This window comes from Spirochaeta isovalerica (assembly GCF_014207565.1).
Classification (GTDB): domain Bacteria; phylum Spirochaetota; class Spirochaetia; order DSM-2461; family DSM-2461; genus Spirochaeta_F; species Spirochaeta_F isovalerica.
This window is the reverse complement of record NZ_JACHGJ010000002.1, coordinates 242,493-265,035: the sequence shown is the minus strand read 5'-3', so window position 1 is coordinate 265,035 and position 22,543 is coordinate 242,493. Positions and strand designations below refer to the sequence as shown.

Here is a 22,543-nt window from a genome sequence, read left to right as displayed (position 1 = left end):
CTCATCATTTTTCAGGCACAAAATCTTTCTGCAGAGGTCGAAGAGCCACCTTCTCGGCAGTCAATGGTATGTCCTTTATTCTCAGACCGATGGCGTTGGCGATGGCGTTGGCCACGGCGGGCATGACGGGAATCATGGTATGCTCCGACATTCCTCTGGCACCGAAAGGACCGTCGGGCTGGGGAACTTCCACGATTACGGGGATCATTTCATCGGGCATTTCCAGAATGGTCGGAATTTTATAATCAGTGAAATTGGTGTTGAGCATTTTTCCCTTGTCATCGAAGATGCACACTTCATAGAGAGCTGTACCCAGCCCCTGAATGAAGCCGCCCACGATCTGATCCTTTACCAGATCGGGATTGATGGCTTTTCCGCAGTCGAACCCTTCGGCCATTTTCACGACACGGACGACTCCCGTCTTTTTGTTCAGTTCAATCTTCACCGCCCCGGCGCCCACGGTGTAGTGGACATTGGGATGCCCGCCCATTCCCGTATCGGGATCGACCATGGCGTTGGTAAACTCGGGGATAAAGGAACCGATTCCCATTATGGGACCGCCCACCCAGGTGTTGAACTCGGTCTGAATACCGGTTATGACGAAATCCTCGAAGGGAAGTGAAAAATCGGGATCGAGATCATCCTTAACCTTTCCGTCTTCCAGATAGAGGCTCTCTTTTTCCAGATGGAAAGCCCGGCTGACAACATCGAAGATCTTATCTCTCGCATCGCGGGCCGCCCTGATGGTGGCATTCCCCAGCTCCCAGGTTTCATGACTGGCCACGGTCTGCCATTCGTAGGGGTTCCTGTCCGTATCGGGCAATTCAACCCGGATTTTATCAAGGGGAACAGTGAGGATTTCCGAAGCGAATTTCGCTACGGCCGTGTGAAGCCCCTGGCCGATTTCCATGCCGGAGACCAGCACATTGATACTGCCGTCTTCGCTGAACTTGATAAAGACGGATGATCCGGCATTGGGAGGCATGGCCGGAGCTTTCCAGGCGCTGGCGAAACCCTTGGCGATAACGATATCGGGATCATCGGAAACTTCTTCCTTGCCCCATTCGATCGCTTCTGCGACTTTGTCGATGCACTCGAGCATGCCCGAGGGGTTCATATGACATTTGTAGGCCACTTCGTCGTCGGTCTTGATGGCATTGATCCTGCGGAATTCAACGGGATCGATACCGATCGCCTTGGCAATGCGGTCCATATGGCTTTCGATTCCGAAATGGAATTCCGAATAGCCGAAACCGCGGTAGGCGGCGCAGGGCGGATGATTCGTATAAACACCTACCGAATCAATACTGACATTGGGAACAAAGTACGGACCCGTAGCGGAAAATCCCGTAGCGTTGACCACATTGTTTCCGTATTCGGCGGACGCTCCCACATCCCAATGCATGATATGGCGGAGAGCTGTGATTTTTCCGTTCTTTTTCACGCCCATTTTCACGGTGGCTCTCAATTCCTGACGCTGAGAGGAATTGAGGAACTCCTCTTTTCTCGACCAGCGCAGTTTGACCGGATACCCCGGAACCTTCTGACAGGCGACGGTCAGAGCCTCCATGCTGATTCCCGCTTTCCCTCCGAATCCCCCGCCCACATAGGGCGCGATGATCCGGATATCCTTATGGGGAATTCCCAGAGCGTTGGCCATGATATGGCGCTGCGTATGGGGGGACTGTGTGGAGTTCCACATGGTAAACCGCTTGGTATAATCGTACCGGGCTACGGAAATATGGGTCTCGATACAGGCATGGACAACATGGGGCACATGGTATTCGTCCTCCAGAATAAAATCCGCTTCCTCGAATCCTTTCTCCACATCGCCTTTCCGTATTTTCCGAACATGGGAAATATTGGTCCCCGGCTGAGGATTGATCCAGGGAATAACCTGATAATCACCCAGATCGGGGTGTATGAGAACCGCGTCCTCTTTCATGGCGTCCCTGACATCGAGAATCGGTTCCAGAACCTTGTAATCCACTTTGATCAGCTTGCACCCCTCATCGGCGATCTCCTTGGTCCGGGCAATAACCACGGCGACCTGCTCGCCCACATAGCGGACCCGGTCCACAGGAAGGATCGACTTATCCTGGAGATAGAGCCCGTATTTCTGGGGATAGTCCTTCCCCGTGGCCACGGCCATAACCCCGGGAAGCTTTTCCGCTTCTGAAGTATCAATCTTAAGGATTTCAGCATGGGCATGAGGGCTGGCCAGAACACTCATATGGAGCAAATTGGGACCGAAGGGAAGATCGTCCGTATAGAGCGCGGCTCCTGTTATCTTCTCTTCCATATCGATACGGACAGCATCGTGCCCTACGACTTTCGTGTTTTTGCTCATGACTCCCTCCCCTTTCTCTTTTCAACCATCTCTTTTACGGCGGAGAATATGTTTTTGTATCCCGTGCAACGGCAGAGATTACCGGCCAGAGCTTCTTTTATCTCCTCTTCATCGGGATCAGGATTCTGAGAGAGCAGTTCATCGGTGCTCATAATGAAGCCGGGAGCGCAGAAACCGCATTGAAAGGCATTGTGTTTCTGGTAGATTTCCTGAATTTCCTTTTTCCCCAGCCTCTGGAATCCCTCGAGGGTTTCAATAACTGAACCGTCGGCTTCCACAGCGTACATAAGACAGGAGCGAACTGTCTTTCCATCGAGGTTGACCGTGCAGGCCCCGCATTCCCCTTTCCCGCAACCGTATTTCGCACTGGTAATCCCCAGACGGTCCCGCAGTACATCTAGAAGCTTCTCGCTGGGTTTCACGGTGATTTTCTGATGATATCCGTTTAATGTGAACTCGATTTCCCTTACCATTTTCTCACCTCCCTAGATCAGTCTCGCGCCGTATGCGGGAGCTCCGGTTTCCATGCGGGAAACAGCAGCAGCAATCGCTTTCTCAAACATAACGGCGCACATATGGAGTCTGTATTCCCTGCTGGCCCGAATATCCGCAATAGGAGTGACGGTACTGAGAACTTCAGCTTTGGCTTTATCCAGAAGATCAGCTGTCGGTTTTTTTCCTTTCAGAACAGCTTCCGCTCCGGGAATACGCATGGGAACAGGACCGACCGCCCCGTAAGCAATCGCAAAATTCAATTTCTCATCGACCAGAACCGCCGTGGCGACCTGAGCGATATCCTCTCCCCGGTAACGGCCCAGTTTCACATAGGACTCGCCGAATTTTCCTTTCAGGAGGGGAACAGAGATGGATGTTACAATTTCATCATCTTTCACCACGGTTCTCCGTGGTCCGGTGAAAAAATCCACAGCGGGGACAGTCCGGCTGCCGGAAGATGAAGCTATGTGAATCATGGCACCGCGCACCATCAGAGGAGCGGCGCTTTCCGCCGAAGGCACGGCATTGCATATGTTTCCGACCATAGTGGCTGAATTCCTTATACCCACCGAAGCGACAAGCCGCGAAGACTCCCAGATACCCGGTAGTTTATCGTGTATAAGATCGGAGCGGATCAGTTCGCTGTATGTGACAGCCGCTCCGATATGAACGGAACCGTCCTTCTCTTCCAATCGGGAAAGCTCATCTATTTTCTTCAGATCGATCAGCAGCTCCGGACGGCGAACCTCTTCTTCAATGGCCAGGAAGAGATCGGTCCCTCCCATCAGCAGTGATGATTTTCCACCCCATTCTTTTCTGAGAGACAGGGCTTCAACGAGAGATTCAGGTCTCCGATAGTCAAAATTCAACATAACCTTCTCCTGTTTTTTCTTTGCATATACCCGGAACCGTGATAACATTCCTTATGATGTAACTAGTTACATTTTCATGATAATTGCGAAATTCAGATTTAACAAGAAAAAGATTGCGCTTTTTGCTTGCTAACTTTGGTAAGATATCTCTAGAATTATATAATTTATTTTCACGGAGGGTTTTATGGAAAAGAAGTTGGATTTGAAACTCGTCATCATGGGAATCCAGCACACGTTCGTCATGTTCGGGGCCACAGTTTTAGTTCCTCTGCTGACGGGATTGGACATTGGCGTTACCTTATTCGCAGCAGGTATCGGCACAATTATTTTTCACATTCTGACTAAGGCAAAAGTACCTGTGTTCCTCGGGAGTTCTTTCGCCTTTCTCCCGGGTATTTTCGCTGTTTCTGCGGAACAGGGACTTGCCTATGCAACAGGGGGAATTGTTATCGCCGGTCTGCTCTATGTTGTGGTCGCCATCATTTTCAAATTCATACAGTATGAAACACTTCATAAAATCCTGCCGCCCCACGTAACAGGACCGATGATCATACTCATCGGTCTTATGCTGTCCTCAGTCGCCATCCAGAACGCCAGCGGAGTCAACTCTCCCGGTGTCGTTGAGAAAATCGGCACAAACGGTTCCTGGCTTGTCGCTCTGGTAACCTTCGCTTCAGGGGTTTTCGTAAAAATTGCTTTCCCGAAATTCGGATGGAAGTTTCTCTCCAACCTGCCGGTACTCTTCGCGCTTGTGGTAGGTTACGTTTTCTCTATGATCCTCGGAATTGTCGATTACACGGTTATTAAAGAAGCCAGCTGGATCGGTCTTCCCGGTTTTATGGCTCCCAAATTCTCCGGAATGGCTATTTCGATCATGGTGCCCATATCCATTGTCGCCATGGTAGAGCACTTCGGTGACGTCCTGGCTATCGGAAATGTTGTGGGCAAAGATTTCATTAAAGATCCCGGTATAACAAGAACCCTTCTGGGAGACGGTATCGCCACATCGGTTTCCGCTCTTATGGGAGGCCCGGCTAACACGACTTACAGCGAAAACACAGGTGCTGTAGCCCTGACGGGAATCTACAATCCTGTCGTTATGGAAATCGCCGCCGTATTCGCTATCATTCTGGCTTTCATTCCCAAATTCACTTCGATCATCGTCACCATTCCCGGTCCGGTTATCGGAGGAATATCCATCCTTCTCTTCGGAATGATCGCCTCTATCGGTGTCAGAAACATGGTTGAAGCGCAGATAAACCTGTCCAATCCCAAGATTCTGATTATCTCATCGACAATGCTCGTTCTGGGAATGGGCGGAGCTCAGTTCTCCTGGGGCAACTTCAACCTCGCCGGACTCGGTCTGGCCGCTGTTGTGGGAATCATCCTCAACGTGATCATCCCCGATGTCAAAGCGGAAGCCGCCTGATCTTATCGAAGCTCAATCGAGAGGCCGTTTTATTCAAAGCGGCCTCTTTTCCTTTTCAGAGCTTTCCCGCCATGAAGGCATAATCAATATCCTGCATAAAGAGAGCGGAATGGTCTGGTCGATCATTTCAGACCGGAAGAATATGACAGGTTTCAGCCTGCTCGCACCAGGATTCTTCTCGGCCTGTGATCCGCTCAGATCTTTCTCCCCCCTCAAAACCGCAGAGTTGAATTCTCTGATGCTGGACGGGACAAGTATCTCCTATGGCCGGGCCCCCTTATGGACAGGCTCCCCTCCCGTTCTCCGGCAAGACAGGGAGAAAAGAAAGAGAGAACTGGCCATTATGACAACAAAGATCGAAGAAGGTGACAGTTTTCTCTCCATACTGAAAAAAAAGGACCGCACAATTTTCCAGAGGAAAGCCCGGGAAATAACAGAGATGATAAGCCCGGACGGAAATCATGTCATTCAAGGGCTGGAAGAGATGATCGGACTCGGACAGGGACTGACTCCGGCTGGTGATGATTTTATAACAGGAGTCCTGCTTGCAGAACAGAGCCTCCAGCGCCCTCTTCGGATTGATACTAAGAAAATAGAAGCCCGGCTGGAGAAAACCACAGCCCCCGGACGGACAATGCTATTCGCGGCTTTGCGGGGGAGTTTTCCCGCTTTCATTCTAAGTTATCTGGAACAGATTGATAAAGCCCGATCAGACGGGGAGATTGTAACTTCCGCCCGGGCCGCAGCGAAACACGGATCAACATCGGGCAGAGATTGCCTGGCCGGTTTTTACTGGTACGAATTACTCAGCGCTTCCACTCCAGAGTGAAACAGGATTCGGGACATACACTGAGACAGAGCCCGCATCCCGTACATCTATCCGTATCCACCTGAATCTTTCCCCGCCGGTCCTTGGCAACGGCTGAGTATACACAGGCCGTCTCACAGAGAGAACAGTCAGGCCGGGGGCACTCTCTCGCCACCATAGCCACTTTCGGTTCCAGAATAATCTCATCAAAGGATTTCAGGCGGTTAAGGGCTTTGCCTCTAAACTCATCGAGAGAGTTATACCCCCTGCTCTCCATCCATGCGCTCAGACCATCGAGAATTTCTCCGATAACGCCGAGCCCTTTGAATATAAGAGCCGACTGAAGCTGGCAGGTCCGGGCTCCCAGCATGATGTATTCAAGAAGATGATTGAACTGACTGATCCCCCCTATACCGGAAACGCTCAATTCGACGGTCTGGCAGATAGTAGCAACAGCGCCCAGGCCGATAGGCCGGATCGGATCGCCGGAGTATCCGCCGTATGTGGGAAGATAAGGACTCATGGATTCGATATCGACACCCAGGATTGAACGGATCGTATTAATGGCGCTGATGCCGCGGGCTCCCGCATCTTCCGCGGCTTTAGCCAGGGATGCGAGATTATTCACATTGGGAGATAACTTAACCATGACAGGTATTTTTACAGACTCCACGACCTTTTTAACTGTCTGGTAGAGATTGGGAGGATCGCAGCCCAGAACGGAAAGCCCCTCTCCATGGGGAGAGGAGACACCCAGTTCCAGTGCATCGGCTCCGTATCGCTCCACGGTTCGTCCGAGAAAAGCCATTTCCGAGGGACTGTGCGCCAGAATATTGGCAATGACAATTCCGCCGTGCTCTTTCACCATGCCGATCTGCCGCTTCCACTCCTCAAGCGAATATTCGCTATAAAGGCGGATATTCTGAAGGGCGCCGTCATGCCCTGTCAGACGGGGACGGACATTGGGCCTTATCTCGTTGAGAATGGTCTCGGTCACGACAGCACCGGCACCCGCTTCGAGCGCTTTAATCATCATCTCGCCGCTTCTGGACATGGGCCCGGAAGAAAGTATGAGAGGATTTTTCAGTTTGATTCCCATCAGATCGCAGGATAAGTCCATAATTCCCCCTTATGTAGGCTGATCGAATATTTCGCTGACCCTCGTTTCATGTCCGCAGGATTTTCTGATTTTCAATCTCGGCCGGAGATAGATATTCTGTGCCTGGGGATTATCCTCTTCCGATTCCACTTCATCTATGAGAATCCGGGCGGATATGAGCCCCATTTTATAGACCGGCCAGGAGACAGTGGTCAGTTTCGGTTCGAGCAATGATGCCATGCGGATGTTATCGTAGCCGATAACAGAAATATCCTCCGGAATGCGAAGTCCTTCCGTTTTCAAGGCATCGACCGCTCCCATAGCCATTAAATCGTTGGCGGCGAAAACGGCATCGGGCGGAGGCGTCAGCTTCAGGAGTTTCAAAGCAGCCAGATAGCCGCTGTCCACATCATCGGCCCCCTCTATCATCAATTCTTTCGAGACCGTCAGGCCTCCGCTCAGGAGAGCCTCTGTATAGCCCAGAGTTTTATCCCTGTTCTCCAGGTGATCACTGTCTCCGCCGATATAGGCTATTTTCCGGAAACCGAGATTAATAAGATGGCTGACAGCCAGAAAAGCCCCTTCCCGGAAATCGGAATAGACGCTGTTGATATTTTCATTGAGAATATTCTGCCCGAAAAGAACCAGGGGAATATTTTTCCGCCTTATCTCATCAAAATCCTGTTCCTGCAGGAGAGTGAAAGCCAGAATGATGCCATCGATTTTCTTGTCAATTAGCATGCGGATATAATCCTGTTCTTTGACTCTGTTCTTCTCCGTATTGCAGAGTAGCAGATTATATCCTTTCTCATGGGCGACCTGCTCCACCCCCCGGGCTATTTCCATATACTGGGGATTGACGATGTCGGGAATGACCAGAGCCACCGTATTGGATCTTTTGAGGTTGAGACTCCGAGCGAAGACATTGGGAGAGAAATCCAGCTCCTTCATGATCGCTTCAATATGCTCTTTCGTCTTGGGGGAAACTCTTTCCGGATGGTTCAGAACGCGCGACACTGTGGCGACAGAAACCCCGGCTCTACTGGCTACTTCCCGTATATTCGGCATGATTTCATACTAGCACAACCTCCGGCCCCTTTCCACACATTTGCCTTTATGTGATAACATGAACCCATGCCCGACTGGTTAATCTACAGCCTCACGGCCACGTTGTTTTACGGAATCATGAATTTCCTCTATAAAATTGCCGCGGAGCGTCAATACGTCAATCCGGCCGTTGTCCTGGCCGCAGCCGTAACCGTGGTTGCATCAGCGGCGGCAACTCTTTTATTGAGCGGAACCGGTTTCGGCAGAATGGCCCCGGCTCTGCCCTATGCGCTGGCGAACGGCACGCTCTTCGCTTTCGGAGCCCTATCCAAATTCAAAGCTCTTAAACTGGCTCCGGCTTCCATAGTCTTTCCCGTAAACAAATCGAATATCCTTTTTGTCATACTCATTGGGCTTCTCTTTTTCGGAGAGTCGCCTTCACCCTACCAATGGCTGGGCATTGGATTCTCTGTTGCCGTTCTGGCACTCATTTCTTCGGAGCAGTTTAAAATGTCGGAAAATCCTGTTCTGAAGGGGATAGGATTTGCTCTGCTGGCCGCGCTCTGCACTTCTTTTTCCATGACCGCGGGCAAAATGGCTTCGACCAGAGTGGACCGCACATCGTATATCATGCTGTCCTATTCCATTGTGGTCATCGTCTCTTTGATCACTTTTATGAAGCGAACCAGTGAGAATGAGAAAAAAAGGGCTTTTAAAGGAGCCGGGGTGTATCTGACAGGCGGAGCCATAGGTCTTCTCAATTACTTCGGTTACAGACTCGTGCTGTCGGCATTCGCAGCGGGAAACATGTCCCTCGTCCAGCCCGTTCTGGCTCTTTCGATTCTCATCCCCATAACCCTTTCATCGATTATTTACAGAGAAAAGCTCACCTGGATTCGTCTTGTGAGCATCGGACTGACTCTGGCATCGATCCTGCTCATAAAAAGCAATTGAAAAAAGACCGGACTTATTGGCTCTCCGCTTCCGATGAGTCCTTGAGGAGTTTGACCAGGAATTTAAAATCCGGTGTGCCGGCTCTCTCCAGGAGATAAAAAATCAGTGTTTCCGCATTCATGATATGAGCGCCGGCTTCCTTGGCCAGGTCGAGCCCGTTATGCCACCGCAATGTCGTGGAAGAAAGACATCCGTCGCTGATGAGGAGAACCTCCTTCCCCTTCCGCCGCAAATCCAGAACAGTCTGCAGAACGCAGATATGGGTTTCCAGACCGCAGACAACGGCAATATCCCGTTCATTTTCGGCAAAATCCTTCCGGAATTCCTCACTGCCGAAAGCGCTGAATGTAATTTTATCTTTAAAGGAGTATCCCGACCAGTGGTCAAGGACTTCCTGTTCGGTCAGCCCCAGCCCTTTCCGGTAATGATCCGTTCCTATCATGGGGATGCCCAGATGTCCGAACATCCGGACCAGAAGCATGATATTCTTCTGGGCAGTCTCCCGGTATTTATCCTTGATCAGCGGAAAGAATTTCTCCTGATAATCAACGAGAATGAAAAGAAGGTTCTCTTTGGAAATTTTGTCCCAAATCATTGAATAATCCTCATTTCCTTCCAGGGTCCGAATTTGTAGCGCAAAAACATGGACAACCCCAGAAGAACTATAAAACTGATAAATCCCAGCCAAACGACCAGGGGATGGAGTACCAGAACCTTAATCATAAGCCATGCCATAAAAGCGAGAATCCAGTGCATGACTACAGAAATATACATTACCCATTTCGTATCGCCGGCGCCGCGGAGAGTTCCGGAAAAAACCAGCTGGACAACATCGGCAATGATATAAATCGAGGCCAGGCGCAGCATGGATTTCGAAAGGGCCACGACGGCTCCGTCCGACTCGGACAGTCCGCCGGTGAAAACCGAAACGAGAGGTCCGGCCATAAAAAGAAAGAGAAGAACCATTGAAAAACCGTACAGGGCTCCCACTTTCATAGCCAGACGGGAAACCTTCAGGGCCCCTTCGGGATTATCGGCACCCATCTGCTGCCCCACCAGGGACGTGATGGCGAAACCTAATCCCAGCATGGGGATGAAGACGACCATATCGTAATTGAAGGTGATCGTCACCGCCGCCGCCACATCGGCCGAATAGGAATGCATCATCTGAACAAACAGATTGAAAGCAAAGACATTGAGAAATAACTCAATTCCCGCAGGCATGCCGTAACGGAGCAGTTTTCCCATAATGAGCTTATTGAATTTCCACAATTGAGGACTGTGATGCTCCCTGTAGATTTTATGTTTCAGAAAAGCGATAAGAAGAATCAGACTGATGAGAAAGCTGCCCGCCAGAGTGCCTATGGCTGCCCCGCTTATTCCCATTTCGGGAAATCCGAGTTTTCCGAAAATGAGAACATAGTTCACTGGGATATTGATAAGCATACCCGCCAGATTGGCAAACATGACAGTTCTGGTTTTCCCGATGCCGAGAAAGAAACCGGCGAAAACCGTCCTTATCAAGGCAAATATCCCGCCCAGCATCAGAATCCGGAAATAGACAGTTTCCAGGACGATCTGCTCCGGAGAATGCCCTGACACCTGGAAGAACCGGCCAACCAGAGGAATAAAAAGAAGCCCCAGAGGATAGAACAACAGAGAAAGCCTGACCCCCTGTGTCACCGTACGGACACAATGGCCCTCTTCTCCGGCACCGTAATACTGCGCGGAAAGAGCGTTGACATAACCGACAGTTCCTGTAAAGAGACTCATAAAAACAAAAGAAGACAGGCCGCCGCTCATGGCGGCTGAGATATAGGCTTTACCAAGCCAGGATAGAAACAGGCGGTCAGCGAACATCATTACAGTTTCCGACGCCTGGGAAATAATCATGGGAAGAGCTATTGTCAGCAATGCTTTGAGATCAGTATTTCGGGAAGACATAAGCTCAGTATAATTCTACAGCGCTTATTGTCCAGATAAAATCACCGAAATTGAAGACAAAAACAAATGAGATAAATAATTTATTGTGATTCTTACTCGTGTCCGGCTTCTTCGCGATACCAGCCGCATTCATCACAATAGTAATAGGAACGTCTGTCCACAAGATTCTCCGGTGCGTAAGTCAAAGGTTTTTTGCAAACCGGGCAGATAGTTACAGAATTGGTTCCCTGATTGGTTTCATTCTTGTCAGGCATAATAGATCCTCCGCAAAGAATAATGAATAAATCTTTATTGAATTATTATCCACCCGTTTTTTCCCCGATGCAAGATAATTTTTTATTAATACATTTTTGAATCTTTTTGTAAAAAAAGAATCATCCTTTTAATAATTTCAGAAGCTCCCACCGGCTGTTTATACCGCATTTTTTATAGAGCTGATATATCCTGTGCTTAATGATACTCAGCGTTGTGTTTCTCTCAAAGGCTATTTCTTTATTGCTTTTCCCCTCACCGATGGCGATTGCGATCTCCTTTTCCTCATCTGTCAGATGATACAAATCAGCAAATTCACCGGGAAACAATGAGACTCGTCCCTCTTCAGGATTATTCCATTTCCTGCGGAGAAGCGATGGAAGCAGGAACAAATATGCCGTATAGGGCAAAACCAGAGAAAGGACGAGAGTGACCGGTCTCAACAATTCAAAAGCATAAAAAAGGCCGTCGGCAGCCTGACCGAAAGACTGAAGGAGGAGAAAAGCATTAAGCAGGAGATCCTTTTCTCCCCGGAAAACTCTCAGCAGACAGCATAACAATATGATTCCCTTTACGGACAGAATGGGGATGACAGAAACCCCCGTGACATTTCTCAGAGAATAGGGAATGAAAAAGAGCGGGTTCCCGCTCAATAACTGAATATAGGCCAGTATGGAAAAGATGGCAAAAAAGGCGATTCCCAGATAAAAGGGGAATGGCACTTTTTTCCCTGATAAACGGCCCATTCCCATCAGTAAAAATAAGTGGGACAGGTAAACGAGTGAACAGTAAACCAGTCCCCCGCGGGGATGTGAGGAAAACCGCACGGAAAAGATATAGAAACGGCTGAGATCCCCATAACGCGCCAAAGCGAAAATAACGGTTCTGGCCATAATAAGCGTGACAGCAATGAGAAAAAAAATAATAGTCCTGTTTCTGTGCATCAGATAGTTCTGAATGAGAATGGCTAGTACGGCAAAGGCCAGAATCAGAGTTAATACCTGTACCAGAAAAATAAAATGAACCATAAAGGCATTTTAAGCCATCGGAACCAAAGTTCAAAGGACGGATTTTCATTTTGGACCTACTCTGGAAATGGAGGAAATAATGAAAATCAGAAGTATTAGCCTTGTGGCGATTATTGTCGTTTTATTGTCCTGCGAAAGCCATTTTGAAAAATCATATGACTTCAGCGGTTTGACATTCAGTGAGTATCTTGACCGGACATACAGCGCGTTATTAAAGACCTATCCCGAAATGGTAACCGAACTGGGACTGGATAGAGAGTTAGGTCTGGACGGAAGGGAACTGGACAACTGGGATGAGGACTTTCTTAAACAACGGGAAAAGCTGGAAAGGGAAATTCTCTCCGGGCTGGACGGTTATGACCCCGGAAAATTGACCGAAGAGGATGAAATATCCTACCACATTTATCGCTATTACATCGAAGATCTTGTGGAGGGGCAGAAATTCAGGCATCACAATTACCTGGTCCATTATATGCTTACGGGAATCAATGTTTCGACGGAACAGTTCTTTACAGAGATTATTCCCGTCAATTCTCCCGTCGATGCGGAAAAATATATCAGCAGACTGAAAGCCGTCTTGCCCAAAATGAAACAAATTGAGAGGCAACTGGAAATTCAGGAGGAAAAAGGGATTATTCTGCCGCTTTCTCTATCCGGAGCGGCTCTGAACAGTCTTAGATCGGTCAGCCGCCAGAAACCTTCGAACTGCACCTTTTACACTGCATTTGAAAAAAAACTGACACAAGCCGGAATAGATGAAGCCCGGAAAAGGGCTTTACTGACCGAAGCGGAAGAAGCCTGCCGGGAGTCTGTTATTCCCGGATACAAACTTCTGGAAAACAAGCTCATCAGTCAGCAGACTTCAGCTCCGGGTGAAACGGGAGTGGTTCATCTTCCCGACGGCAAAGCTTTTTACGAATATGCCTTAAAGCACCACAGCAGCAGCACTATGAGCCCCCGGGAAATACATGAAACAGGCCTGGAGGAGCTCAGAAACATCCATGAGGAGATGAAAGATCTATTCGGCCGGCTGGGTTATGATAAGAGCTTCACCGTCAGCGAATTATATAGAAATCTGGAAAGAAATAACCAAAAACTGTCGGGGAATGAGGTTGTGGAAGAACACCGCAGACTAATCAGCGAAGCCATGGACTGGATGAAAGGCTATTTCTCACAGTTCCCTCCATCGGGAATCGAAGTAAAAGCGGACAGCTTCGGCGGTTTTTATATTCCTCCGTCTTATGACAATTCCCGTCCCGGTGTTTTTTATGCCTCAACAGGGACTGTCGGTTCTTTCACACTGCCGACTCTGACCTTTCATGAAACTTACCCGGGGCACCACTACCAGATATCCCTTGCGGGATCGATGGATCTGCCCCTGTTCCGGAGACAGGCTTTTTTTACAGGTTATCTGGAAGGATGGGCCCTTTATTCCGAGTACCTGATGGATGAAACAGGCTATTACGGTGATGATATTCCGGCACGTCTAGGATATCTGCAGGCGCAGGCATTCCGGGCCGCGCGCCTTGTCGTCGACACAGGCCTTCACTTATATGGTTGGGATATGGGAAAAGCAACAGAATTCTTTATGGAAAATACAGGGTTCGACAAAGGTTTTTCTACAAATCAGGTATACCGGTATCTGGTATGGCCCGGACAGGCGGCATCCTATTACAGCGGATTTCTTGAGTTGCGCAATATACTCGATGAGGAGAAAAGCCGCCGGGGAGATCGTTTCGACTATAAATCCCATCATGACCGGATTATAAACAACGGCCCCATGCCTCTTGCCATTCTGAAGGAGGAGATTTTCCCCAATGAATAGAATTCTCATATTACTGTTTTCTATCGTATTATTTCCGGCACAGAGCTGAAAGAAATTCTCGACGGAAAAAAAATCGACCGCTTGGTTCTTGCGGGACTGGCCTCCTCGGGCTGTTACGGCGCTACGGTGAGAGAAGCCTACCGTCTCGGCTATCAAACCATAGTTGCCTCTGACGCTCATGCCGATCAGATTCGGGGTAAAGCCGATGATCTGAATAATCAGTTGGCAAAATATGAGAATCTGCTGATAATGAAAACCGAAGAGATAAGTTTTTCAAAAAGATAGGGGTTTTATCAATGGACTTTGTCAAATGCAGCCAAGCAGCGGATCATCAGATATTTGAAGCTTTCAGCAGGGGATTCTCTGATTACATTATCAAGTTTGACATGTCGGAGGATTTTTTCTTCGATCACTTTTTCGGTGCCGAAGGCAACAGGCGGGAACTCTCATGGCTGGCGCTCGAAGATGGGAAGCCGGCAGGTCTCGTCCTGGGAGGAATCCGCAGTTTTGACGGTCTGAAAACCATGCGCTGCGGAACCATGTGCGTCGTTCCGGAATACCGTAGAAAAAAAGTGGCTGCCGGGCTTCTGGAGCAGCACAGGCAAACGGCTCTTGAATCAGGTTGCGACCAGCTCTTTCTGGAGTGCATCGAAGGTAATGACCGGGCTCTGGCATTCTACCGCAAGGCGGGTTATGAGACCAGGCACCATCTTCACTATTTCCTCTGTGAGAATCCCGGAGAGATAAGCTCCCCATCCATATCATCCCCTATAGAAACTCTGACACCTGAAGAGATAAGATCCCTGAGGTCGGAATCCGGGGTTCACTGGAACTGGCAGAATGAAATGGAATACCTGGAAAAGGAAGGCGCCGAGTTCTCCGGTATACGGGAAAACGGATTCCCCGTAGCGGGAATCGCCCATAAAGACAGGAGAATACAATTTCTCTACGTGGCAGAGCCCTACAGGCGGAGGGGCTATGCCTTATCGCTTATCGCTTCCTTCGCTCAGGGAAAAGAAAAACTGACTGTCAGCTTCCCCGACAACCCCGGCCTTGAAGGATTCTATGAGAATAACGGTTTCCGCCGGGAGCCGATCCGTCAGGAAGAAATGTACCTCGATCTCAGGTTTTGAATTTGTTGACTTCTTCAGCCATAACCGATACGGACTCACTCATTTTCGACGAGATGGTTCTCACTTCATCAGCAGCGGCCTTAATGCTTTCCATTCCGGTTCCAATCCCTTCTATCTCCTGAATGACAAGGTCTGAAAGGTGGCGAACCGATCCCATGGATTCCTCCATCTCATCGGACCCCTTATCGATATCATCAACAGAATTTTTCACAGATACCGATGAATCACGCAGAACGGTCATAGCTTCAAGAATCTGTCCTCCGCCGCTTTTCAATTCATGGGTACTTGTGCTGATTTCATCGAGTGCGGAGATAACATCGCTGATTTCCCGTTCTATGGTTTCAAAGGCGGACTGGGTTTTTCCGCTCATATCCACAGCTGATTTTATTTTCTCTATGACTTTCTGAAGAACTTTGGCGATTTCCGTTGAGTTCTCCCCGGTTGTTTCCGCCAGTTTCCGTATTTCATCAGCTACGACGGCGAATCCCTTGCCGGCATCTCCTGCATGTGCCGCTTCTATGGCGGCATTCATTGACAGCAGATTCGTCTGGGAAGCTATCCCGGAAATAATATCGGTCATAGCGGAAATATCATCGATATTGCTGTAGATTTCCTCTACGGCTCCCACGGTTTCATCGAGCATTTCCCGCCCTTTTAAGGCGTTGTCTGTCAGATACGCCGCCGCATCTTTTTTCTTTTCCGTAATAAGGGCCACATTTTCCATTGAAGCGATCATTTGTGTTACCGCGGCTGAAGATTCCTCAGCCATGGCGGACTGTTCGGCAGCCTGAGTGTTGAGAGAGGTAATATTGGCGCTGATCTGCCGGACAACCGTTATGGAACCGTCAATGGTTCTGCTGAACTGATCGATCTGACCGGTGATGCTGTCCAGGCTTTCTCTGATATGGTTTATGGATTCCACAGTTCTGTCTCCCGAAGAGACAAGCTGCTTTTCCAGTTCGAGATTGACTTCCGCACCGTCTTTAATATTGAGAACGATTCCCTTAAGCCTTTCCAGGAAACTGTTGAAATGCCCGGCCAGATCCCCCAGTTCATCCCGGGAGGTTACGGTGAGGAGACTGGTAAGATCCCCTTCCCCCTCGGCAATCTTCCTGAGACGGCGGGCCGTCCTCTTCACGGGAGTGACGATGATCCGGATAAGAATGAGCGATAAACTGAAAACGAGAAGAACCGCAGCGGAAATGGATATGAGGGCATTGCGCACTTCCCGGCCAGCGAGCAATCGGGTCCTGTCGGCTATGGCTATTCGTTCCTGTTCCAGTTTTTCTATCTGCTTATCGATATCGGTCAGAACGGCGGCCCTCTGATCAAGCGCGTCGGAAACGAGACCGAAATTGACTGTTTCCCCATTCTGCAAAGGAGTGACGAGAGAATTCTCTATAAGCTCGATCAGATCCGACGATCCTCCGAAAATTCTGATAGCGCTGTTCCGGTCATCTGCCGATTCCTGCAAATCAAGAAATTCCGACATGAGGGTGTGGATCTCGCTTTTCAAAGAATCGAACTGACTTCGGAATTGATCTGTTTTAACAGATTCGGGAGCAATAATCAGATTCCGGGCCGAGAGCAGAACTCTGGTCGTCATATTATTATAGCGATAAAGCATATTCATCTGTTCGCTCTTGTTGAGGCTCTCATCCATTCCGTCCCGCAAACCTATCACACCTTTCATAATCAGAAAGGATGAAATGATAAAAACGAGAAGGATGAGAATCAGTGAGGAGCCGATTTTTAAACCAAGACTCAATCTCATAATGAAACTCCGTAAATAAATTTAACGGCACTTTTTTAAATGAAGGGAAAATGCTTTTCTCTCAGGAGAAACAGTGGCATTAATATTAGAAAGATTTATATTATCTGTCAACATTATTTGAATTCTACCCTGTTGCGTCCTTTCGCTTTGGCTTCATAGAGAGCGATATCGGTGTTTTCCAGTAATTCATCTTTGTTCTGAGCATCCATATCGAAAGACGTCACCCCGAAACTGACTGTAAACCGTATATCCTGACCATTGAAGGGATGATTGTTTATTTCGACTATTTTTCTGATCCGTTCGGCTGTTTCAACGGCGTTCTTTTTCTCCGTGTCGGGAAGCAGGATCATGAACTCCTCCTCTCCGTACCGCGAAAGAACATCATTGATTCTCAGATTCTGCTCAACAAGTGCCTTGAAAGCCATAAGCACCGAATCACCGGCCAGATGACCGTTCCGATCATTGATCTCCTTAAAGTGATCGATATCTCCCATTATCAGAGAAAAGGTAAGACTCTGCCGCTTGGAGCGGGCGATCTCGCGATTCAATTCATCGAGAAAGGCTCTGCGGTTTAAAGCTCCGGTGAGCGGATCGAGGCGCGCCCGTCTGTCCAGATCCTCTTCCAGAACAGCACCGGCGATCCATATGAGAGAAAAACCCGAATTGATGAGGAAGAAAATGAGAACAATAAAATAGACGGCGAAAAGAAGATCGGGATCAATGAGTCTTCCCGTCTTCTGTTCCAGAATAGCCATTACAATTCTTAGCAGGGCATACAGGGCTATGACAGTAAAGCCTGAGGCCATACTGTTTTTCTGGCTTGAAAGCCCTTTTCGGCCGTCGCGGATGAAGAGGAGGGCACCGTAGACCGATTCTCCCAGGATAAAAGAATTTATAAGAATGATAGCCGGGAGCGCCGGCATGTCAAACATTGTTATATAAACCAGGGCGCCCGCAATCAATGCGAGCAGAAACCAGTGCAGCCATTGAAGGGGAAAAAGAATCCGCAGAAATGAAGTCGTTCCTGAAATGAAGAATACAAAAGCGAGAAGTATCAATCCGTTGCTTCCCGCCAGAGAAATGACGTCGGGAATGACCGGTTTGAAAGAAGAGAGAAGAAGCCCGGCCAGCAGCAGGAGGTCTCCGTAAGCGAATAAGCGGATACTTATAAACCGGCGATTGCCGAAAGCGAACCGGAACAAACCGCCCGAGATAAGAAAAGAAATAATCATGGCCACGAGACCCAGGGTTTTAATATCGGGAAATTGCATACTTTTATTCTAAAAGGTTGAAAAGGATAAATCGAATAGAAAAAGGAAAAACTGAAATAAATACCTTGATTAAGGCTGTTCCCTGCATTAATCTGTTCCTATGAAAATTTCTGTGATATTCGCAAACAGCTATTATTACCTCTATCAAGACCTGTATTGGCCAATACTGCAGAAATTGTAATTTCATTTTGTGAGCAATTTCAGACCCGCAGGTTTCGGCCTGCGGGTCTTTTTTTTTCGATATTCCAGGGAGGCATAACATGAATCTGAAGACAGAAGTGGAAAGGCAGATGAAGATATTATCTTCGGGCACAGTTGAAATCATTCCGGAGAACGAGTTGAGGGAGAAAATTAGCCACTCTCTGCTGAAAGGAGAGCCTCTCAGAGTGAAGGTTGGCATCGATCCGACATCTCCTCATGTGCACATCGGCCATATGGTGATATACGGAAAACTCAGGCAGTTTCAGGATCTGGGTCATAAAGCCGTCCTTGTAATCGGAGATTACACAGCGAGGATCGGAGACCCCACGGGCCGCAATAGGGAAAGGGCGCCCTTGTCTGAAGAAGATGTACTCAGGAACAGCCGAACCTACAGAGATCAGATTTTCAAAATCGTCGATGAATCGAAAACGGAAGTCCATTTCCAGAGCGAGGGTTTTGACTCGCTGACTCTTCAGGACATTCTGAACACGGCATCAGCTTTTTCGACAGCCCATATGTTGACCCATGAAACATTCAGGAAACGACTGGAGAAAGGAGACAGACTCTCTCTCCATGAATTATTTTATCCCGTCCTTCAGGCATGGGATTCCCTGCTGATAAAATCCGATGTAGAACTTGGCGGGATGGATCAGAAATTCAACATTCTCTGCGGCAGGGATCTGCAGAAAAACAGAGGGATGACTCCTCAGGCCGCTCTCTTTATGCCTCTGCTGGAGGGAACAGACGGGAGGAAAATGTCCAAGAGTTTCGGCAATCACATTCCGGTCGATGCCGATCCGCAGGATATGTTCGGAAAAGTCATGTCAATTAAAGATGATCTTATCCTTCCCTGGTTTTCCCTGGCGGCACAGCGAAGCAGCCAAGAGCTGAGCCTTCTGAAAGTGAGGTTGGAGAAGGAAAATCCGAGAGATGTAAAAATGGAACTCGCTTCTGAAATCGTCAGTCTCTATCACGGAACTGAAAAAGCGGAAAGGTGCCGTCTTGGTTTTATCAGTCAATTCAGCCGCCGCGAGCTCCCGGAAGAGATTCCCCTATTTTTCATAGATCCTAAGGGGATGAAGATCACCGGTATTTTAAAAGAATCAGGACTCCTTCCTTCCATAAGCGAAGCGAGAAGGCTGATTATCCAGGGGGGATTGAAAATTGATGGCGACCCGGTCAGAGATCCGGATTTCATATTGAGACCTGTAATTGACACTTTTATAATTATTAAAGCGGGCAAACGGAAATACCTGAAGGTAAAGGGAAGATAAACCTCGGAGGCTTGTAAAACGAATAGAATTTCCTTTTATGGGCCAACCTTCCGATATTCATTAAAGGAGGCATGCCATGAAAAAATCAGCCTTTCTCCTCTTTGCCATACTAACCGCGGGAACCTTATGGTCCTATGAAGTCTACAAAGGCAATATTTATCCGGGCGCCGTCAATCATATCAATTCAGCATACAGCTGCGGACTTTTCAGCCTGAACACGATGGAAAGCTCCTACCGCGAAATTAACGTAAAGCTGACACCGGCCTTTAATAATGTGGAAACCGAATATAAATACGGATACGACAGTGAAGGGCGTCTCATTTCCTTTCAGGAAAATAATGATAAATACATTTATGAATTTAAAAACCGGGAACTGGGTTCCGTCAGATTCAACGACAAAGAGATCTACTTTCCCACACCCTATTTCGTTGCAGTTAGAAAAGGCGGAGACGAGCTCAATTTCGACCTGGAGAAGGATGATTCGGGAAACATAAGGACTATAACCCTGAATGATGAAAACGGAACACGATATTTCTTCAGTGACGGGAGATTGACCGCAGTCGAATCCATTGGTACGGGAGATGACGGGTTTGCCAGCCGACTCGACTACAATGAGGAGATGCAGCTTATTCGCTACCGGAAAGAAACATCGGAAGGCCGGGGAGAATCGAAGATCAAGACACTCTATTCCTTTACCTATGATGGAGACCGGGTCACTGATTATCTCTATGAAAAGAGCGGTCCCGGACAGTTTTTCGAAAGGACCCACTGCACTTTCGAGTATATTGACGGTGCCGACGGTTCAATCGAAACAGCTTTCGCAATCGATGACAATGGCAATATTCACGCGACAGCTCAATACGAATATACCGGAGCCAATGAATACACCATTAAAATAACCGATGAGAGAAACCGGCTTCTGGAGACGGTTGAAGTGTCGAAACGGTGATCACACACTGACATCTATAAAGGAAAACGTCTTCACATCGAACAGTCCGCGATCCGTCAGCTTGATATCGGGAATAACCGGCAGAGCCAGGAAGGCGAGAGTCATAAAGGGATCCATCGCGGGGTTGATGCAAAGCTCTTTCCTGGCCAGTTCGATCATGCTGTTGAGCTTTTCCGCCAGTTTGCCGCTGTCCATGGAAGTCATCAGCCCGGCAATGGGAAGTTCAAGCGTATCGAGAACTTTCCCGCCGGATACGACGGTGATTCCGCCTCCGCATTCCTTCAATTCCCGGACGGCCCGGATCATATCCTCATCATTATCTCCGGCCACGACGATATTATGGGAGTCATGAGCGATGGATGAGGCGACTGCTCCCCCTTTCAGACCGTAGTTTTCCAGAAGTCCCAGACCGATATAGCCCGGGCCTTTGTGCCTTTCGATAACGGCGACTTTGATCAGATCACATCCATCCCCTTCGGAAAAATAGCCCTCTTTGTCCCGTTTCACTTTGCGGACGACTTTTTCCGTTATGAGACTGCCGGGTTTCATGGAAATAACATTGGCCGAATCCGATGACATTTTCAGTTTGAACACTTCTTTATCGATAGACTGAAGATGCACAGTATAAAGGACATGCCTGTCTTCCAGCGAATCGATCGAAAACTTATATTCGCCCTTTTCCGCGGAGAGAATTCCATTGATATAGACCGATTCAACATTAAAATCCTTCAGATTATCCGTTATGAGAAAATCGGCATCATACCCGGGAGCAATGGCCCCTTTGCCTTTCAGCCCGTAACACTCGGCGGAATTGATTGTGGCGATGCGGATGACCGACACAGGATCCACTCCCGCTTTCAGAGCCAGTCGGACATTATTATCGATATGGCCGATATGGATAATATCCTCCGCCTGTCTGTCATCTGTGCAGAAGCAGCAGCGCCGCGAATTGCTTTCGTTAACACCTTTGATAAGCTCTTTCAGATCCGAGGCCGCCGAACCCTCCCGGATCAGCACATACATTCCCGCACGGAGCCGGTCGCGCATTTCCTCCAGACTGCTGCACTCATGGTCTGTTTTTATTCCCGCGACAGCATAGGCGCTGAGAGCTTTTCCCGTCAGGGTCGGTCCGTGTCCGTCGACAAATTTCCCGTGATTGACCGCAAGAGTCAGCTTATCCATAATATCGCTTCGTCCTTGCAGGACACCGGGGTAATCCATCATTTCCCCCAGCCCCTTGACCCGCTTGTCATCAATGAAATGTTTCATATCCTCGATGCGGATTTTCGCTCCGGCATCTTCGAAAGGAGTGGCGGGAACACAGGAAGGTATCATAAAAAAAACATCGAGAGGTGTGTTATCCGATGCGTTCATCATATAACGGATTCCGTCGTTCCCGCAGACATTGGCGATTTCGTGGCAGTCCGCGATAACCGTCGTGGTTCCGTGAGGTATGACAATGGAAGCAAAATTCTCCGGCGTTCCCATTGAGCTTTCAATATGGACATGGGCATCAATCAGTCCGGGAACAATCGTTTTCCCCTGCAGATCGATAACTTCAAGCCCTTCATATGTGATATCGCTCTCTCCGGCATAAGATACGGCCGCGACCTTTCCGTCGCAGACCGCTATATCCCCTTTCAGGATTTCGCCTGAAAAGACATTGACTATAGAACCGTTTTTCAGAACCAGATCGGCAGGAATTTCACCCGAAGCTGTTTTTATCAACTTTTTCATATCTCCGCTTTTCATATCCATCTCCTATATCATAGTCTAATAACAGGCGGCTGAAGAATCAAACAAAGCACCTTAACAGATAATCATATTATCAGACATTG

20 protein-coding genes are annotated in these 22,543 nt (G+C 48.5%); 8 read left to right on the top strand and 12 right to left on the bottom strand.

Annotation, left to right across the window (positions count from 1 at the left end):
- Nucleotides 1–4 precede the first annotated feature (4 nt).
- Genes HNR50_RS06085 through HNR50_RS06075 form a run of 3 tightly spaced genes read right to left on the bottom strand, consistent with a single transcriptional unit; the run spans nucleotide 5 to nucleotide 3,717 of the window.
- Nucleotides 5–2,350, bottom strand: coding sequence for a xanthine dehydrogenase family protein molybdopterin-binding subunit (locus tag HNR50_RS06085; RefSeq protein ID WP_184744933.1), 2,346 nt, complete (start codon nucleotides 2,348–2,350; stop codon nucleotides 5–7).
- Nucleotides 2,347–2,823 carry a (2Fe-2S)-binding protein gene (locus HNR50_RS06080; protein WP_184744931.1) on the bottom strand — a complete coding sequence of 159 codons (477 nt, stop codon included), beginning with the start codon at nucleotides 2,821–2,823 and terminating at the stop codon, nucleotides 2,347–2,349. Before HNR50_RS06080 ends, HNR50_RS06085 begins: the two co-directional genes overlap by 4 nt.
- Nucleotides 2,824–2,835: 12 nt before the next feature.
- Nucleotides 2,836–3,717 carry an FAD binding domain-containing protein gene (locus tag HNR50_RS06075; protein WP_184744929.1) on the bottom strand — a complete coding sequence of 294 codons (882 nt, stop codon included), beginning with the start codon at nucleotides 3,715–3,717 and terminating at the stop codon, nucleotides 2,836–2,838.
- A 184-nt stretch (nucleotides 3,718–3,901) separates the two neighbouring features.
- Between HNR50_RS06075 and HNR50_RS06070 the strand changes: the two genes are divergently transcribed.
- Both HNR50_RS06070 and HNR50_RS06065 read left to right on the top strand, forming a co-directional pair.
- The gene (locus HNR50_RS06070) at nucleotides 3,902–5,146 is read left to right on the top strand and encodes a uracil-xanthine permease family protein (protein WP_184744928.1); all 1,245 of its coding nucleotides are present in this window, start codon (nucleotides 3,902–3,904) and stop codon (nucleotides 5,144–5,146) included.
- On the top strand, nucleotides 5,124–5,975 hold the full coding sequence (locus HNR50_RS06065; protein WP_184744926.1) for an oxamate carbamoyltransferase subunit AllH family protein: 852 nt from the start codon (nucleotides 5,124–5,126) through the stop codon (nucleotides 5,973–5,975). The genes HNR50_RS06070 and HNR50_RS06065 overlap by 23 nt, the downstream gene beginning before the upstream one ends.
- Here the strand turns inward: HNR50_RS06065 and HNR50_RS06060 are convergent.
- The gene (locus tag HNR50_RS06060; protein ID WP_184746286.1) at nucleotides 5,953–7,074 is read right to left on the bottom strand and encodes a 4Fe-4S binding protein; all 1,122 of its coding nucleotides are present in this window, start codon (nucleotides 7,072–7,074) and stop codon (nucleotides 5,953–5,955) included. The two genes, HNR50_RS06065 and HNR50_RS06060, sit on opposite strands and share 23 nt — an antisense overlap.
- 9 nt (nucleotides 7,075–7,083) lie before the next feature.
- Nucleotides 7,084–8,121, bottom strand: coding sequence for a LacI family DNA-binding transcriptional regulator (locus HNR50_RS06055; protein ID WP_184744924.1), 1,038 nt, complete (start codon nucleotides 8,119–8,121; stop codon nucleotides 7,084–7,086).
- A gap of 66 nt (nucleotides 8,122–8,187) precedes the next feature.
- On the opposite strand from HNR50_RS06055, the gene HNR50_RS06050 reads away from it, so the two are divergent.
- Nucleotides 8,188–9,054, top strand: coding sequence for a DMT family transporter (locus HNR50_RS06050; RefSeq protein WP_184744922.1), 867 nt, complete (start codon nucleotides 8,188–8,190; stop codon nucleotides 9,052–9,054).
- 13 nt (nucleotides 9,055–9,067) lie between these two features.
- Here HNR50_RS06050 and HNR50_RS06045 read toward each other — a convergent pair whose 3' ends face one another.
- From HNR50_RS06045 to HNR50_RS06030, 4 genes are all read right to left on the bottom strand, one after another.
- Complete coding sequence (locus HNR50_RS06045; RefSeq protein WP_184744919.1) at nucleotides 9,068–9,649, bottom strand: isochorismatase family protein; 582 nt, start codon at nucleotides 9,647–9,649, stop codon at nucleotides 9,068–9,070.
- Nucleotides 9,646–10,998, bottom strand: coding sequence for an MATE family efflux transporter (locus HNR50_RS06040; protein ID WP_184744917.1), 1,353 nt, complete (start codon nucleotides 10,996–10,998; stop codon nucleotides 9,646–9,648). Before HNR50_RS06040 ends, HNR50_RS06045 begins: the two co-directional genes overlap by 4 nt.
- Before the next feature lie 92 nt (nucleotides 10,999–11,090).
- Complete coding sequence (locus tag HNR50_RS06035) at nucleotides 11,091–11,252, bottom strand: hypothetical protein (RefSeq protein ID WP_184744915.1); 162 nt, start codon at nucleotides 11,250–11,252, stop codon at nucleotides 11,091–11,093.
- A gap of 120 nt (nucleotides 11,253–11,372) precedes the next feature.
- Nucleotides 11,373–12,278, bottom strand: a complete 906-nt coding sequence (locus HNR50_RS06030; protein ID WP_184744913.1) for a helix-turn-helix transcriptional regulator — start codon at nucleotides 12,276–12,278, stop codon at nucleotides 11,373–11,375.
- A 79-nt stretch (nucleotides 12,279–12,357) separates the two neighbouring features.
- Between HNR50_RS06030 and HNR50_RS06025 the strand changes: the two genes are divergently transcribed.
- The 3 genes from HNR50_RS06025 to HNR50_RS06015 are packed head-to-tail and all read left to right on the top strand — an operon-like array spanning nucleotide 12,358 to nucleotide 15,236.
- The gene (locus tag HNR50_RS06025; protein ID WP_184744911.1) at nucleotides 12,358–14,103 is read left to right on the top strand and encodes a DUF885 domain-containing protein; all 1,746 of its coding nucleotides are present in this window, start codon (nucleotides 12,358–12,360) and stop codon (nucleotides 14,101–14,103) included.
- Between the two features lie 9 nt (nucleotides 14,104–14,112).
- On the top strand, nucleotides 14,113–14,388 hold the full coding sequence (locus HNR50_RS06020; protein WP_184746284.1) for an isochorismatase family protein: 276 nt from the start codon (nucleotides 14,113–14,115) through the stop codon (nucleotides 14,386–14,388).
- 11 nt (nucleotides 14,389–14,399) lie between these two features.
- Nucleotides 14,400–15,236, top strand: coding sequence for a GNAT family N-acetyltransferase (locus HNR50_RS06015; protein WP_184744909.1), 837 nt, complete (start codon nucleotides 14,400–14,402; stop codon nucleotides 15,234–15,236).
- On the opposite strand, the gene HNR50_RS06010 is transcribed toward HNR50_RS06015, so the two are convergent.
- Both HNR50_RS06010 and HNR50_RS06005 read right to left on the bottom strand, forming a co-directional pair.
- On the bottom strand, nucleotides 15,226–17,010 hold the full coding sequence (locus HNR50_RS06010; RefSeq protein ID WP_184744907.1) for a methyl-accepting chemotaxis protein: 1,785 nt from the start codon (nucleotides 17,008–17,010) through the stop codon (nucleotides 15,226–15,228). The genes HNR50_RS06015 and HNR50_RS06010 overlap by 11 nt on opposite strands.
- A 113-nt stretch (nucleotides 17,011–17,123) precedes the next feature.
- A complete protein-coding gene (locus HNR50_RS06005) occupies nucleotides 17,124–18,281 on the bottom strand; it encodes a GGDEF domain-containing protein (protein ID WP_184744905.1) in 1,158 nt (385 codons plus the stop codon).
- A gap of 260 nt (nucleotides 18,282–18,541) precedes the next feature.
- Here HNR50_RS06005 and tyrS point away from each other — a divergent pair, with 260 nt between their 5' ends.
- A complete protein-coding gene (gene tyrS, locus HNR50_RS06000) occupies nucleotides 18,542–19,756 on the top strand; it encodes a tyrosine--tRNA ligase (protein WP_184744903.1) in 1,215 nt (404 codons plus the stop codon).
- 76 nt (nucleotides 19,757–19,832) lie between these two features.
- Nucleotides 19,833–20,705: a hypothetical protein gene (locus tag HNR50_RS05995; protein ID WP_184744901.1), complete on the top strand. Its 873-nt coding sequence runs from the start codon at nucleotides 19,833–19,835 to the stop codon at nucleotides 20,703–20,705.
- On the opposite strand, the gene ade is transcribed toward HNR50_RS05995, so the two are convergent.
- The gene (ade, locus tag HNR50_RS05990; protein ID WP_184744899.1) at nucleotides 20,706–22,457 is read right to left on the bottom strand and encodes an adenine deaminase; all 1,752 of its coding nucleotides are present in this window, start codon (nucleotides 22,455–22,457) and stop codon (nucleotides 20,706–20,708) included.
- Nucleotides 22,458–22,543: the final 86 nt, after the last annotated feature.